The organism is Aminipila luticellarii (genome assembly GCF_004103735.1).
Lineage (GTDB): Bacteria > Bacillota > Clostridia > Peptostreptococcales > Anaerovoracaceae > Aminipila > Aminipila luticellarii.
In genome coordinates this window covers 1,611,661-1,627,148 of the sequence record NZ_CP035281.1, presented here as the reverse complement: position 1 = coordinate 1,627,148, position 15,488 = coordinate 1,611,661, and the positions used below count along the sequence as shown (strand labels likewise).

Below are 15,488 nucleotides of genomic sequence, written 5' to 3'. Positions count from 1 at the left end.
CGGAAAGTTTTTTTCCGCTGCCAATTCTTTATCCAATGGCAGTAGAAAGGGAAGGAGCGAATGAAAAGTCTGAAAAGAACAGAGGTGCGGAAGATATTGCATATTTTGATGCTGTTTTGTGTAGCATGCACGGTGTGCTCCGCCTGTATTCTCCTATGGAATCAGTGGCAGTATCATCAGGGAGATGTCAGCTATCGGAAAATCAGTCAGGCGCACCAGTCGTCAAAAGCTGCCGGAACCGAGCCAAAAGAACAGAAGGAACCTATTGATTTTACCGCTCTGAGAAAAATAAATCCGGAGGTAGTGGGATGGATTGCCGCTCCCGGTACGGAGATCGATTATCCCGTGGTGCAGGGGAAGGACAATGCGTATTATCTCAGACGTTTATTCAGCGGAGAATGGAACAAATTGGGCTCGATTTTTATGGACTATCGTAATACCAGCAATTTTTCAGATAGAAATACCATTATTTACGGCCACAATATGAAAAACACGTCCATGTTTTCCTCTCTGTCAAGGTATAAAGAACAAGGCTTTTATGACAGCTATCCGTCTATGATGATTTATACGCCGGAGGGGGACTTCAAAGTGGAACTGTTTGCCGGTACGGTGGTGGACGGAAGCTATGAAGCTGTCCGGCGCAGTTTCAGGGATGACCGGGACTTTCAAGACTATATTGAATCCCTTGAGAAAAAATCTACATTTAAAGCCGCTGTGACAGTTGAGAAGGGAGAACGGATCGTGACCTTATGTACTTGCTCCTATGAATTCAGTAATGCCAGATATGCCCTGTTTGGAAAGTTGACGCCGATGCCCCATTTATAGATACCCATAGCAGATTTTTCAATTCTGTTACGTTTTTGTTTCTACTATTTTCAAACGCTGTGTAAGAGAGTATAATCAAAGATAATGTCGATTATTGACTGCGGATAAGAAAAAAGCGAGAAAAAGGGGAACAACATGAAAAGAATACTCATTACAGTAACCATGATCCTAATGCTCATGGCAATCATGTCCGGGATGGCGTACGCCGGAACCGGCATTACACAATCTGATATAAAGGAAGGACTGAAATTCTGTGAAGAATATCCGGTCGGTCTATCTTTGGACGGGCAGCGGATTGCTTTTTCTCAGAGCGACGTTCCTCCGGTCATTGTGAAAGAAAGAACGTTGATACCGGCAAGAGCATTATTTGAAAAAATGGGCGGAAAGGTTACCTGGCAGAACGATACACAAAAAGTGTATGTGACCTATGACGACACAGAAGTGGTCCTTACCATTGGATCCAATAAGGCCCTGGTCAATGGAAAAACACAAAATTTAGAGGTTCCTGCACTTATTATTGATAATGACGGGGATTATTATGGAAGCACCATGATTCCTGTCCGGTTTACCGCAGAAGCACTGGGGTGTGAAGTAGGCTGGCAGGATTCAACTCGAAGTGTCCTCATTTCCTCACCGGTAAAAGGGGAAGAACCGGTTGTTACCGAGCCAAATGAAAATAACAGTACAGGAAGTGATTCCAATACGGTCGGAAGCTGGCAGTTTGATCAGCTCCACGAAGCTGCAAAGGGAAAGATTGTTGCAATTGATATGGGGCATGGCGGAAAAGACAGCGGTTCTATAGGTCATAAGGGACAGGCGGATGAATTGCAGGAAAAGGATGTAAATCTTGCAGTGGGTCTGAAATTAAATGAATATCTTAAAAGTGCAGGGGTCAGTACCTGTATGATTCGGGATTCCGATGTGTATTACACCCTGTTAGAACGGGCTCAAAAAGCGAATAATATTGGTGCAACGATTTTCATTTCTGTCCACAACAATTCCAGCACCGCTGCCTCAGCTCACGGTACGGAGGTCTTATATAACAGTAAGGTCAATGGGGATGGTGAGAATGAACAACAGCTTTATGGGATCGACAGTAAGACGATTGCAACCAATATTGAAAATGAAATGGTCAGCATTTTGGGTACGACCAAAAGGGGCATAAAAAACAGTCCGGAAATGGCTGTGCTGAACAAGACCTCCATGCCGGCCATTATTGTGGAAGGAGCATTTCTTTCCAATGAAAATGATCTTCAGATGATGCAGAAAGAGGAGTTTGCAGATCATTATGCGTTGGCTGCCGCAAAGGGCATCGTTAAATCTCTAAATGACGCGTACAAATAATAAGAGAAAAAGATGGAATTAAAACAGGCTGTACGTACTCCCTGCAAATGCAGAGGCAGTATTACAGCCTATTTTTGTGCGGCGGAGGAAAAGATATTAGAACATAATTTCGGAACACATGTTTACAAAAAGACACGCCTATGTTATACTATACCAAGAATTGGTTAAAATCCCGCTACGGGCTTTTAAGAAATTGTGATGAGAGTCTATTGCAGAGTCTTTTAATAGATATAAATGGAGGCGGAAAATGGAAAAACTAAAAGAGCGAGAACAGCGCATACTGGATTATATGAAAAAAGAAATCAGCCAAAAAGGATATCCACCTACCGTAAGAGAAATCTGCACCGCTTTAAATATTAAATCTACATCTACCGTTCACAAGGACATTGAAAATCTGGAGTTGAAAGGTTTCATAAAAAAAGATCCTTCAAAGCCCCGTGCCTTGATGATCGTGGATCCCGAATCTCATGAGCGGGCTGCCGATCCGTCCCGAAACCTGAATGGAGATGCCTATTCCAATGCAGAGCGCATTGACGTGATCGATATCCCGGTAGTGGGAAGAATTGCGGCGGGAACGCCCATACTGGCGGAACAGAATATTGAAGAATCTTTTCCTATCCCGGCAAGGTTTGCAGGCAGGGGAACAAATTTCATGCTGACCGTGAAAGGGGAAAGCATGATTGAAGCCGGTATTTTCGATGGGGATTATATATTGGTAGAACAGCAGAACACGGCGAAGAACGGAGAAATCGTTGTCGCCATGATAGACGGCTTTGAAAGTGAAGCCACCGTCAAGACTTTTTATAAAGAAGCAGATCATATTCGGCTGCAGCCGGAGAATTCGACTATGAGCCCCATTATCGTCAAGGAAGTCAAGATATTGGGAAAGGTCAAAGGTGTATTTCGATATTTTTAGTATTTTAAAGATATTGCTTGACATGCTTTGATATAAATGGTATAGTGTCTGAGTGATAAAGAAGAAGTTATCCGCTTCTCACCTTATTGGCTTTGCTGGTAGGGTCAATAAAGCAATGATGGCACATATGTGTTTTGTGGAGCGGGTACTGAAGTATCCGCTTATTTTATTATTATTTGCAGGAGGTGCAAGAACATTAGCAAGGAAAATCTAATCAACGAAGAAATTCGTGACAAGGAATTGAGAGTTATTGACAATGATGGAACGCAGCTTGGAATCATGAGTCTTGAAGATGCATTAGCGCTGGCTAATGAAAAAAAGCTTGACTTAGTGAATATTTCGCCAAATGCTAACCCGCCAGTTTGTAAGATCCTTGATTACGGCAAGTACCGTTATGAACTTCAAAAAAGAGAAAAAGAAGCAAAGAAAAAGCAAAAAGTTACTTCAGTGAAGGAAATTCGTTTAAGTACATTTATTGAGGTGCATGACATTCAAGTGAAGGCTAATACTGCAATAAAGTTTTTAAAGGACGGAGACAGGGTCAAAGTTAGCTTGAGGTTTAAAGGAAGAGAAAAGGATTATGCGAATAAAGGGCTGGATGTCATGAAATTGTTTGCAGAATCAGTCGCTTCCGTAGGTACAATAGAAAAAAAGCCTGAATTTGAAGGCAGAAGTTTGATTATGATTGTTGCACCTAAGGCAGATAAATAGATAGTAGATAACAGAAACAAATTTACGTAGGAGGAACATTACCATGGCTAAGAATAAAATGAAGTCTCATAGAGGCGCAAGCAAGAGATTTAAATTAACAGGTACAGGAAAAGTAAAGAGAAACAAGGCATATAAGAGCCATATTCTTACTAAAAAGTGTGCAAAGAGAAAAAGAGGATTGAGAAAATCCACGATTCTTGGTAGTGCAGATCACAAGAGAATTAAAGCTGTATTAGATAAATAGTATTAGGAGGTTTGAATAATGGCAAGAGTAAAAAAGGGCGTTAACGCTCATAAAAGACATAAGAAGATTTTAAAGTTAGCAAAAGGTTTCTACGGACAGAAGAGCAAGGTGTTCAGAGCCGCTAATCCGGCAGTGATGCGTTCCCTTCGTTCCGCATATGTAGGAAGAAAAAATAAGAAGAGAGAATATAGAAGACTGTGGATCGCCAGAATTAATGCCGGCGCAAGAATGAATGATATTTCATACAGCAGACTAATGGACGGTCTAAGAAAGTCAGGTATTGAAATCAACAGAAAAATGCTTTCTGAAATGGCTATCTACGACACTGCTGCATTTGCACAGCTATGCGATACTGCAAAGAAGGCCGTAAAATAATTTAGATTAAATTTATTATTCGACATTTGAATATGACAATTTTTCCCCCTTGTGAGGTCTATAATCATCTTTATGATATAGCTTGTGAGGGGGTTTTTTATGTGGAGGTTTATGCGGAATACTTATTTCTTGAGAATTTTCTTATGGGAATTCTTATTTTATACCTGTCAGGTAAAATAGCCGGATTAACAACCAGTAAAAAGAGACTGATTCTGGGCGGAATCCTTTGCGGATTATTTTCCTTTATTATATTTGTCCGGAATATGGGCATGCTGCTGGGGGTTCTGGTCAAGATCGCCTTTTCTTTGCTGCTGGCTCATGTGGCCTTTGATAAGAAGATCCTGAAAGGGACCATACTGATTTATATCGTATCGGTCTTCATGGGCGGCATGACAATTTTGCTGCTTTACCTGATCAGAATCCGGGGACTTACCAATAATGCTGTTTTATATGTGGGAGATATAACCTATATGAATGTTGTTTTTGGAGCAGTAGTTTCCTATGTTACGATCATAGCATTTTCAAAGGTCATGGAAGCAAAGCAGCTGAAGGAGCGGGTCTTTACCACTATTACCATCGAGATAGAAGGACATACCGTAATCCACAGAGCTCTCATCGATTCAGGAAATTTTCTAAGAGATCCTCTATCGGGAAAAGCGGTCGCCATCATCAGCCAATCTGCCGCGGTGCAGTTCAAGAATATGGATCACGTTGATTTCAGCAGCAGATACTGCTTGATCCCGTACCATGCCATTGGAACTAAAAATGGCATGCTGGAGGGATATAGAGTGGATAATGCCTGGGTGAACGGCAGAGCCTTGGGGAGTATTATAGTGGCGGTATACGATACAGAATTTTGTAAGCTGGGAGAGGAAGAGGAATATCAGATTCTTTTGAGTAAAGACTTTTTAATGGGAGGGGTCGCATAATGAATTGGATGGTCAGACAATGGATGTTAAAGCAAATTTCACGGGTATTTAAATGGGTGAAACATACCGAGCCTAATGAAATTTTCTATATTGGAGGAAATGAAGTATTACCGCCGCCGCTCAACAGCGATGAGGAAAAGCATCTGCTGGAGGAGTTTGCGAAAGGGAGTGAAGCGGCTCGAGCCATATTGATTGAAAGAAATTTAAGATTAGTGGTCTACATTGCAAAGAAATTTGAGGGATCGAAAATAAACATTGAAGACCTGATTTCTATCGGGACAATCGGTCTGATAAAGGCTGTCAATACGTTTAATGCGGAAAAAAACATAAAATTGGCTACATATGCTTCCAGATGTATTGAAAATGAAATACTTATGTATATCAGAAGAAATAATAAAATTAAGAGCGAGGTCTCCTTTGACGAGCCTTTAAATGTAGACTGGGATGGAAATGAATTGCTTTTATCGGACATCTTAGGAACTGAAAACGATGTGGTCTATGGACATATAGAAGAAGAGGTGAATCGAAAGCTGCTGGTATATGCTTTAAAAAAGCTGAATAACCGGGAGAAACAAATTATGGAAATGCGTTTTGGGTTAATAAGCGGAAGGGAAATGACACAAAAAGAAGTGGCGGATAAAATGGGAATTTCTCAATCTTATATCTCCCGATTGGAGAAGAAGATCATTAACCGATTGAGAAGAGAAATAAAAAAGCTGGGGTAGAGGTGCAGATGCTTTGTGACAAACGCTTCCCGATTGGAGATTCATGCTGCTTGCAGCCGCCGAAGGGAACCCTATGGTTCCCTAGCGGAAGTGGCGAAGCCACTTTTTTTATCCAATGTCAGCGTTCATACATGGAAAGTATTTTTTCCGCAATTTTTTTCTTGGACATGCGCCGTTCCATGGATTGCTGCTCGATGTATTTGTGCGCCTGTTCCTCAGACATGTTCAGATATTGGATCAGAACCCATTTTGCTCGGTTTACCAGCTTGATCTGGGTAATTTTATCCTGTAATTTTAAATTTTCTTCATTTAAGGTGAGTACCCTGTTTTTCGAAAGCTCCGCAAATTTTATGGCCTGATTGAGCACGACTTTTAAAATCGGCTTATTGATGACAATGATTCCATATTTTTCAAGCCGTTCAGACAGGGCGTCGATCTCTTTGCTTTTTAAGAGGGCGATAACACCGGCAGATGTGTTCTGTGCGCAATAGATAGAGAAAGAAGCGTCCGTATTGGAATCCAGAGGATAATTTACTATAATTAAATCAAAGGACGTTTCAGACAGCTTTTGGGTTCCGGACTCTACACTGTCCGCCGTCTCCACCATTCGGTTCAAATCGTTTTTTAAATAGTTTAATAGAGCATCCTTACTTTTTGTATTTCTTGTCACAAGTAATATGGTCTGCAATACTGTCACCACCCCTCTAGTCGTAGTGTTTGAAAAAAATTATTTTAGCATACATGTCAGCCTATTGCAATTTAATTTTAAAAGTCAAAAGGAAAAAATCCATATGTTGACAGATTCTTTCCTTTTTCATCCGCTGTATTATTTATTTAAGTAAAGAGAAGGGAACCATATGTTGGCATAGGCCAGTACTTGGCCGCTGTGATGGTTTCCAGTTCATCTGCTATGGCACGCAATTCGTTCATGGCAGGAAGCACTTTACCGCAGAAATAATCAGCGGCATCCCGGATTTTTTCCAGGGCATTGACTTCAAGCAGGCACTGATCCAGAGCTGCGGCTTTTGCATATAAGATGTCACAAGCTGAGGACAGGCTGTGAATCAGGTTCTTTTCCATTTCGCACGGAATATTCTCCGAAATGGATTGTTTACTCAGTACCACATCGGATAAGTCTTTTACATAAGCGGATACGGAAGGAAGGATGTCCTTATGGATCATATCCAGCATAGTAAGTGCTTCGATATTAATTAGCTTACAATACTCTTCATACAGGATTTCCTGTCGGGCGGTCACCTCGATCTCATTAAATATGTGGTGCTTTTCAAATAAATCCAGATTCTTTTTATCTGTAAAGTGAGGGAAAGCTTCCACAGCAGATTTTAAATTCAGCAGGCCTCTTTTTTCTGCTTCCCTGACCCATTCCTCTGAATAATTGTTCCCATTGAAAACAATCCGTTTATGCTGGGTATAAATATCTTTTACAAGGCTGACCGCATCTGCTTTTATATCGGAAGAAGCTTCCAGACGGTCGGCTATTTCCATCAGAGAGTCGGCCACAATGGTGTTGATCATGTAGGTCGGACACGCAACGGAAGTGGTGGAGCCGGGCATACGGAACTCAAAACGGCTGCCGGTAAACGCAAAGGGAGAGGTCCTGTTTCGGTCTGTGGTGTCTTTTTTAAAGTCGGGAAGGATTTGAACGCCAATGCCCATCCGTCTGTTTCGAACAGGGACCTCGCATTTACCTTCCGTAATGGCATCCAGCACTTCTTGCAGGTCGTCTCCGAGAAATATGGAAATGATAGCCGGAGGGGCTTCGTTTCCGCCGAGACGGTGGTCGTTGCTTGGGCTGGCAACGGAAATTCGGAGCAAATCCTGATGTTCATCCACCGCCTTGATGACAGCGCTTAGGAACAGTAGGAACTGGATGTTCTGAATCGGATTTTTCCCCGGTTTCAGCAGGTTTTCTCCCGTGTCTGTGGCAAGGGACCAGTTAATATGCTTTCCGCTTCCGTTGATTCCGGCAAAGGGTTTTTCGTGTAACAAACAGACGAGTCCGTGTTTTCCCGCAATTTTTTTCATCATTTCCATGGTCAGCTGGTTATGGTCAGCGGCAACATTGGAGCTGGAGAAGATCGGAGCCAGTTCGTGCTGGGCAGGAGCCACTTCGTTATGCTCCGTGTTTGCCAAAACTCCAAGCTTCCAGAGCTCTTCATCCAGCTCTTCCATAAATTCGTTTACCTTTGGCTTAATGGCTCCAAAGTAATGGTCTTCCAGTTCCTGTCTCTTTGGAGGCTTTGCACCGAGCAATGTACGCCCGCAGTAAATCAAATCCTTCCGTTTTTCGTACAGCTCTTTGGAAATCAGGAAATATTCCTGCTCCGGGCCTACTGTGGTAAGCACCCTTTGCGACGATTTATTTCCAAGGAGTTTCAAAATTCTTAGTGCTTGCGTTTCAATGGCTTCCATGGAACGGAGCAAAGGGGTCTTTTTGTCTAAGGCTTCTCCGCCGTAGGAACAGAATGCAGTGGGTATGCAGAGTGTATTTTCTTTAATGAAGGCACAGGAGCTTGGATCCCAGTTGGTATAACCTCTTGCCTCAAAGGTCGCACGAATACCGCCGGACGGGAAACTGGAGGCGTCCGGTTCTCCTTTGATCAGTTCCTTTCCTGAAAAGTTCATCACAATACCGCCCCCTTCCGTAGGGGAAATAAAGCTGTCGTGTTTCTCAGCAGTTATACCGGTCATCGGCTGGAACCAGTGGGTAAAATGTGTTGCCCCGTGCTCCAGAGCCCAGTCTTTCATGGCACTGGCAATCACATTTGCTGTTTCTAAGGATAGAGGTGTCCCTTTATCGATATGGGATCGAAGTGCTTTATAGGTGTCCTTTGGTAATTTTTCTCTCATAACGGCATCGTTAAAGACCCTGCTTCCAAATAGTTCCGAAATCTTGTTCATAGGTATGTACCTCGGCCTTTCTTTTATCTGTATCCATCCATACTATTCTGTAGTATGTTTCTGTAAAAGCTTACGAAAAAAGGCACCACGAGTAAGAACTCATAGCGCCTTTGCTAATTAATGATGTGAGTATACTAAAAAAAAAGACAGGTGTCAACAACTTTTTTTGAAAAAATCATGGACAGAAAATTTTCCAGTACCGAAAAGCCCTTTCACGTGGTATAATTTAAAAATTGTTATGCAAAAACAAAAATACTTGACTAAATTGGTTATAGGGTATAAAATATCAAAGTGTTTTAAGAATTGTCTGAAAATTATATATATATTGTAATGAATATGCAATGTAAACAAAGAAAAGGATGCACGGCAGGGAGGACTTAAATAAAAATGAAACAGATACATCAATCACAAACGAAAATAACGGGAAGCTTATACGATAAAAATTTTGAGCATGATAACTGCGGGATTGGAGCGGTTGTAAACATAAAAGGGGTGAAATCTCATAAAACGGTGGAAGATGCGTTGACCATCGTTGAAAAACTGGAACATCGGGCCGGGAAGGATGCAGCGGGAGAAACCGGAGACGGAGTAGGCATATTGATGCAGATTCCCCACAATTTTTTTGTGAAGCATGTAAAAAATATTGAATTTCCATCCAATGGAGATTTTGCAGTGGGCATGTTTTTTCTGCCTCAGCAGGAATTGCTCCGAAACCAGACCAAAAAGCGGTTTGAAGTGATCGTCGAGAAGGAAGGACTGAATTTCCTCGGCTGGAGGGAAGTTCCCACTCGCAATGAGGTTCTGGGAAACAGAGCGCTGGAATGTAAGCCGGCCATTTATCAAGCCTTTGTGGGAAGACCAAGACATTTGAAACCGGGTATTGAATTTGACAGAAAATTATATGTGGCCAGAAGAATATTTGAGAACAGCAATGATAACGAATCAAACGATACGTATGTCTGTTCCCTGTCCAGCAGAACCGTTGTGTATAAGGGCATGTTTCTGGTAAATCAGCTGAGATTATTCTATTTGGATTTGCAGGAAAAGGATTTTATTTCGGCTATTGCCATCGTTCATTCCAGATTTTCTACGAATACCATGCCTTCGTGGGAAAAAGCCCATCCAAACCGCTATATGGTACATAACGGAGAAATCAATACCATACGGGGCAATGTAAATAAAATGCTGTCCAGAGAAGAAAATATGTATTCCGACGCATTGGGACAAGATTTTTACAGAGTCCTTCCGGTGGTTCCCAAATGGGGCTCCGATTCAGCTATGCTGGACAACACCTTAGAATTTTTATACATGTCCGGAATGGACTTTCCAAAGGCGGTCATGCTGTGCATTCCTGAGCCGTGGTGCAATGACAGGAATATGAGCCGGAAGAAGAAAGACTTTTATCTGTATCACGGAACGATGATGGAGCCTTGGGACGGTCCTGCTTCCATCGTGTTCAGCGATGGGGATATCGTCGGTGCTGTGCTGGACAGAAATGGGCTGCGGCCTTCCAGATACTATATAACCAAAGACGGCAATCTGATTTTATCTTCCGAAGTGGGTGTCTTGGATATACCGCCGGAAGAAATAGAGGTCAAAGAACGGCTGCGGCCCGGCCGGATGCTTCTGGTGGATACCAAATCGGGAAAATTGATCAACGATAAGGATTTAAAAGAGTACTATGCAGGCAGCCAGCCTTACGGAGAATGGCTGGAAAACAATTTAGTCCATTTAAAAGAATTGCAGATTCCAAATCAGAGAGTTCCGTTCTACAAGGATCAGGAGCTGACCAGAATGCAAAAAGCGTTTGGGTATTCCTATGAGGATGTAATCGATTATTTAAAGCCCATGGCATTGAACGGAAATGAACCGGTCATCGCCATGGGGGCAGATACACCGTTGGCGGCATTATCGGAAAAGCATCCGCCGCTTTTTAACTATTTCAAACAGCTTTTCGCACAGGTGACCAATCCGCCTATCGACGCCATACGGGAGGAGATCGTGACCTCGACTTACAGCTATTTGGGGAAGGATGGGAATTTGCTCAACGATGTGCCTGAAAACTGCCGGTTGCTTTCTGTCAGAAATCCGATCCTGACCAACACCGATTTCATGAAAATCAAGAATATGAAGGCAGATGGCTTTAAGGTCGCTACGGTGTCTATTAACTATTACAAAGGGACTTCTTTAGAGAAGGCCATTAACAATGTTTTCATACAAATTGACAGGGCTTTGAAGGATGGGGCGAATATCATTATTTTATCCGATCGGGATGTGGACGAGTACAGTGTGCCGATTCCGTCTCTTCTGGCTGTTTCCGCCGTTCAGCAGTATCTGGTAAGAAATCGGAAGCGCATGTCTCTGTCTCTGGTGCTGGAAAGCGGAGAGCCGAGAGAGGTTCACCACTTTGCAACGCTTCTTGGCTATGGAGCAAGTGCGGTGAACCCGTATTTAGCGCAGGATACGATTAAGCAGATGATTGAAGATACTATTTTGGAAAAGGACTATTACGCCGCAGTCAATGATTATACCGAGGGTATTTTGCACGGCATTGTAAAAATTGCTTCCAAGATGGGCATTTCTACGATTCAATCCTATCAGGGCTCACAGATTTTTGAAGCGGTCGGCATCAGTAAAGAGGTTGTTGATAAATATTTCACCAATACCGTGAGCAGAGTAGGAGGAATTACTCTAAAGGAAATAGAAGAGCAGGTCAATGAAAGACATTCCGGAGCCTTTGATCCGCTGGGACTGAATCAGGATTATGTTTTAGACAGTGTGGGGGGACATAAGGTTCGAAGCGGGGAAGAGGAGCATCTCTACAATCCAAAGACCATTCATCTTCTGCAAATGGCTACCAGAACAGGGGATTATAAGCTGTTCAAAAAATATACAGAAATGATCAATGAAGAGATGGGTGCCGCTCACTTGAGGAACTTAATGGACTTTGATATAAAAAATAAGCCAATTCCCATAGAGCAGGTGGAAAGCGTGGATTCCATTGTCAAACGGTTCAAAACAGGTGCCATGTCCTATGGATCGATTTCCAAAGAAGCCCATGAAACCATGGCTATTGCCATGAATAAGCTGCAAGGAAAATCTAACAGCGGAGAAGGCGGAGAGGATTCAGAACGGTTTAAGCCCGATGCGGATGGCGTAAGCAGGTGCAGTAAAATCAAACAGGTAGCATCGGGACGGTTTGGCGTGACATCGGAATATCTGGTGAGTGCCGAGGAAATCCAGATCAAGCTGGCACAGGGAGCGAAACCGGGGGAAGGAGGACAGCTGCCTGCGGATAAGGTATATCCGTGGATTGCCAGAACGAGGCACAGCACCACAGGCGTCGGGCTGATTTCACCTCCGCCGCACCATGACATTTATTCCATTGAAGATTTGGCTCAGCTGATTTATGACTGCAAATGTGCCAATTCAGACGCCAGAATTTCGGTCAAGCTGGTGTCGGAAGCAGGTGTGGGAACCATTGCGGCAGGAGTTGCAAAAGCGGGAGCACAGGTGATTCTGATCTCCGGATATGATGGAGGTACGGGAGCAGCCCCTAAAAATTCCGTATACAACGCGGGACTTCCATGGGAGCTGGGACTGGCAGAAGCCCATCAGACCCTGTTGATGAACGGTCTGCGAAGCAGAGTGATTCTGGAAACAGACGGAAAACTGATGACCGGCAGAGAAGTGGCCATTGCTGCCCTGCTGGGAGCAGAAGAATTCGGTTTTGCCACAGCTCCGCTGATTTCCATGGGCTGTGTGATGATGAGAGTCTGCAATCTGGATACGTGTCCGGTGGGAATTGCCACACAGAACCCCGAGCTGCGAAAGAGATTTTCGGGAAAACCGGAATATGTGATGAACTTTATGCGGTTCATTGCAGAGGAATTGAGAGAGTATATGGCCTTGCTGGGCTTTAAAACGGTAGATGAAATGGTGGGCAGAACGGATAAGCTGAAACCAAAGAATACAATCCGCACAGAAAAGGCCCGTCTGGATGTTCGATCGATTTTAAGCAGCGGGATTTCAAAGGACTTACTGAACAGCATTCACCAGAAAGGCAATGATTTTGATTTTAAATTGAGCGAAAGTAAAGATATGACTGTTTTATACAAGAATCTGAAGGCTTCTATAGAAAAAGGCGAAAGAAAGTCTATAGAAGTTCAGGTGGATAATCAGGCCAGGGCCTTTGGGACGGTGCTGGGTTCTATTTTGACCAGAAAATTGGGGAGCGAGCTGATGGAGGACACGTATCACATCAAATGTACCGGATACGGCGGTCAGAGCTTCGGTGCCTTTATACCGAAGGGACTGACCTTAGAGCTGGAAGGAGACAGCAATGATTATATCGGGAAAGGTCTATCCGGCGGTCAAATCATGGTTTATCCCAATAAAAAGTCCACCTTTAAGCATGATGAAAATATTATCATAGGAAATGTGGCTCTATATGGGGCTACCTCCGGAAAGGCGTTTTTCAGCGGCGTGGCAGGAGAACGGTTCTGTGTCAGAAACTCCGGTGCAGATGCTGTAGTGGAAGGAGTAGGAGATCACGGTCTGGAATATATGACAGGAGGCAGAGTGGTCATTCTGGGACCTACAGGAAACAATCTGGCTGCCGGGATGTCCGGTGGTGTGGCTTATGTCCTGGATGAGAGCGGAGATTTATATTCCAAATTAAACAAAGATGTTATTTCTCTGGAAACCGTCAGCAGAAGCGAGGATGTACTGGAATTAAACGACCTGATAAGGGAGCATGTCCAAGCGACCCATTCGGTCAAGGGAAAGGATATTTTAAAAAGGTTTACAGAATATCTGCCAATGTTCAAGAAAATCATGCCGTATGATTATAAGAATGTGCTTCATTTAATCCGAAAATATGAGGAAATGGGCGTAGATGAAAAAACGGCACAAATAAAAGCTTTCTATGAGATAAAAGGAGGGATGCAGTAATGGGAATGTCAACAGGCTTTTTAAAATATGAAAAGCGTACAAGTGAGGCACTGGAACCTTTAGAACGAATTAAAAACTTTAATGAATTTCATATCGCTTTATCCAAAGAGGAGCAGATGGAGCAGGGAGCACGCTGTATGGATTGCGGCGTTCCATTCTGTCAGTCCGGGATGGTGATCGGCAGCATGGTATCCGGCTGCCCGTTAAATAATTTAGTGCCGGAATGGAACGATCTGGTTTACCACGGAAACTATAAGGCTGCGCTGAAAAGGCTGTTAAAAAGAGATAACTTTCCCGAGTTCACGGCAAGGGTATGTCCTGCTCTCTGTGAAAAAGCATGTACCTGTTCTTTAAACGGCGACAGCGTATCCATCCGGGAAAATGAGCTGGCCATTATTGAAGAAGCTTTTGATAACCGGTTCATGCAGCCAAGAAAAATCGTAAACCGGTCCGGCAAGCGAATTGCGGTAGTCGGCTCCGGCCCGGCCGGGCTTGCTGCCGCTGACCAGCTGAACATCAGGGGACACCAGGTGGAGGTTTTTGAAAAAAATGACCGGGCCGGCGGACTTCTGATGTACGGGATACCGAATATGAAACTGGAAAAGCATATTATCAAAAGACGGATTGACTTAATGACAGCAGAAGGGGTTCAGTTCAAAATGAACAAAGGCATATCCGGGAAAAAACAGGCGGAGGAATTGATGCGGGATTACGATGCGGTGATTCTCGCCTGCGGAGCATCTCAACCCCGAGATATAAAAGTGCCGGGCCGGGAGGGAAAGGGCATCTATTTTGCAGTAGACTTTCTGACCTCCACGACAAAATCTCTTTTGGATCATTTTCTGGAAGAAGGCACTTATATATCGGCTAAGGATAAAAATGTTCTGGTGATCGGCGGCGGAGATACGGGAAATGATTGCGTAGGCACCGCTGTACGGCATGGGGCTAAATCAGTGATACAGCTTGAAATGATGCCGAAGCTGCCTGAGGAAAGGCTGGAAAACAATCCATGGCCGGAATGGCCTGTTATCCTGAAAACCGACTATGGTCAGGAGGAAGCTGCTGCTGTCTTTGGAAAGGATCCGAGGGAATATCAGACCACGGTAAAAGAATTTATCTGTGACAAGGAAGGTCATGTGAAACAGGCTGTATTGGTCAAGCTGGAGGCGAAGACCGATGAAAAGACCGGACGGACAAGGATGGAAGAGGTACCCGGTTCAGAGAAAACGATTGCGGCAGATCTGGTTCTTATCGCAGCCGGATTTTTAGGCTGTGAAACGGAACTTGCGAGATCTTTTGGGGTGGAGACGGATGAGCGGACTAATGTGAAGACCCACCGAACACCGGAGTATTTGTATAAGACCAGCCGGGATAAGGTGTTTGCGGCGGGAGATATGAGAAGAGGTCAGTCCTTGGTGGTATGGGCTATCCGGGAAGGCAGAGAAGCGGCGAGGGAAGTAGATCAGTATTTGATGGGTTATACGAATCTATAGAAGAAATCCGATTAAAAATAACATACGGATTTTTCAATTAAAACAAGTCGA

At 43.6% G+C, this 15,488-nt stretch carries 12 protein-coding genes and 1 other annotated feature; of the genes, 10 read left to right on the top strand and 2 right to left on the bottom strand.

Annotated features, from left to right (window positions below; all coding sequences use genetic code 11):
- The first annotated feature begins 60 nt into the window (after positions 1–60).
- The 8 genes from srtB (at position 61) to sigE (ending at position 6,069) form a co-directional block, all read left to right on the top strand.
- On the top strand, positions 61–825 hold the full coding sequence (srtB, locus tag EQM06_RS07460; protein WP_128745734.1) for a class B sortase: 765 nt from the start codon (positions 61–63) through the stop codon (positions 823–825).
- Between the two features lie 135 nt (positions 826–960).
- The gene (locus EQM06_RS07455; protein ID WP_128745733.1) at positions 961–2,169 is read left to right on the top strand and encodes an N-acetylmuramoyl-L-alanine amidase; all 1,209 of its coding nucleotides are present in this window, start codon (positions 961–963) and stop codon (positions 2,167–2,169) included.
- A 247-nt stretch (positions 2,170–2,416) separates the two neighbouring features.
- On the top strand, positions 2,417–3,085 hold the full coding sequence (lexA, locus tag EQM06_RS07450) for a transcriptional repressor LexA (RefSeq protein WP_128745732.1): 669 nt from the start codon (positions 2,417–2,419) through the stop codon (positions 3,083–3,085).
- A gap of 52 nt (positions 3,086–3,137) precedes the next feature.
- Positions 3,138–3,260, top strand: a sequence feature (ribosomal protein L20 leader region).
- Positions 3,215–3,796, top strand: coding sequence for a translation initiation factor IF-3 (gene infC / locus EQM06_RS07445; protein ID WP_456297961.1), 582 nt, complete (start codon positions 3,215–3,217; stop codon positions 3,794–3,796). It overlaps the preceding feature by 46 nt.
- A 43-nt stretch (positions 3,797–3,839) precedes the next feature.
- Positions 3,840–4,040, top strand: coding sequence for a 50S ribosomal protein L35 (gene rpmI, locus EQM06_RS07440; RefSeq protein ID WP_128745731.1), 201 nt, complete (start codon positions 3,840–3,842; stop codon positions 4,038–4,040).
- A gap of 18 nt (positions 4,041–4,058) precedes the next feature.
- Positions 4,059–4,415 (top strand): 50S ribosomal protein L20, encoded by a 357-nt coding sequence (gene rplT, locus EQM06_RS07435; RefSeq protein ID WP_128745730.1) that lies wholly within the window; start codon positions 4,059–4,061, stop codon positions 4,413–4,415.
- A gap of 101 nt (positions 4,416–4,516) precedes the next feature.
- The gene (locus EQM06_RS07430; RefSeq protein WP_164914391.1) at positions 4,517–5,344 is read left to right on the top strand and encodes a sigma-E processing peptidase SpoIIGA; all 828 of its coding nucleotides are present in this window, start codon (positions 4,517–4,519) and stop codon (positions 5,342–5,344) included.
- Between the two features lie 8 nt (positions 5,345–5,352).
- A complete protein-coding gene (gene sigE, locus EQM06_RS07425) occupies positions 5,353–6,069 on the top strand; it encodes an RNA polymerase sporulation sigma factor SigE (protein WP_128746825.1) in 717 nt (238 codons plus the stop codon).
- Positions 6,070–6,187: 118 nt separating this feature from the next.
- On the opposite strand, the gene EQM06_RS07420 is transcribed toward sigE, so the two are convergent.
- Together EQM06_RS07420 and EQM06_RS07415 are read right to left on the bottom strand one after the other, a co-directional pair.
- The gene (locus EQM06_RS07420) at positions 6,188–6,766 is read right to left on the bottom strand and encodes an ANTAR domain-containing response regulator (protein ID WP_205666526.1); all 579 of its coding nucleotides are present in this window, start codon (positions 6,764–6,766) and stop codon (positions 6,188–6,190) included.
- Positions 6,767–6,903: 137 nt separating this feature from the next.
- The gene (locus tag EQM06_RS07415; protein WP_128745727.1) at positions 6,904–8,991 is read right to left on the bottom strand and encodes a glutamine synthetase III family protein; all 2,088 of its coding nucleotides are present in this window, start codon (positions 8,989–8,991) and stop codon (positions 6,904–6,906) included.
- 387 nt (positions 8,992–9,378) lie between these two features.
- Between EQM06_RS07415 and gltB the strand changes: the two genes are divergently transcribed.
- Both gltB and EQM06_RS07405 read left to right on the top strand, forming a co-directional pair.
- Positions 9,379–13,944, top strand: a complete 4,566-nt coding sequence (gene gltB, locus EQM06_RS07410; protein ID WP_128745726.1) for a glutamate synthase large subunit — start codon at positions 9,379–9,381, stop codon at positions 13,942–13,944.
- A complete protein-coding gene (locus EQM06_RS07405) occupies positions 13,944–15,437 on the top strand; it encodes a glutamate synthase subunit beta (protein WP_128745725.1) in 1,494 nt (497 codons plus the stop codon). Before gltB ends, EQM06_RS07405 begins: the two co-directional genes overlap by 1 nt.
- Positions 15,438–15,488 lie beyond the last annotated feature (51 nt).

What these genes read in the sequence shown, in the direction of transcription:
- srtB (WP_128745734.1), top strand. Translation starts at nt 61, where the DNA reads ATGAAAAGTCTGAAAAGAACAGAGGTGCGGAAGATATTGCATATTTTG.
- EQM06_RS07455 (WP_128745733.1), top strand. Translation starts at nt 961, where the DNA reads ATGAAAAGAATACTCATTACAGTAACCATGATCCTAATGCTCATGGCA.
- lexA (WP_128745732.1), top strand. Translation starts at nt 2,417, where the DNA reads ATGGAAAAACTAAAAGAGCGAGAACAGCGCATACTGGATTATATGAAA.
- rpmI (WP_128745731.1), top strand. Translation starts at nt 3,840, where the DNA reads ATGGCTAAGAATAAAATGAAGTCTCATAGAGGCGCAAGCAAGAGATTT.
- rplT (WP_128745730.1), top strand. Translation starts at nt 4,059, where the DNA reads ATGGCAAGAGTAAAAAAGGGCGTTAACGCTCATAAAAGACATAAGAAG.
- sigE (WP_128746825.1), top strand. Translation starts at nt 5,353, where the DNA reads ATGGTCAGACAATGGATGTTAAAGCAAATTTCACGGGTATTTAAATGG.
- EQM06_RS07415 (WP_128745727.1), bottom strand. Translation starts at nt 8,991, where the DNA reads ATGAACAAGATTTCGGAACTATTTGGAAGCAGGGTCTTTAACGATGCC.
- gltB (WP_128745726.1), top strand. Translation starts at nt 9,379, where the DNA reads ATGAAACAGATACATCAATCACAAACGAAAATAACGGGAAGCTTATAC.
- EQM06_RS07405 (WP_128745725.1), top strand. Translation starts at nt 13,944, where the DNA reads ATGGGAATGTCAACAGGCTTTTTAAAATATGAAAAGCGTACAAGTGAG.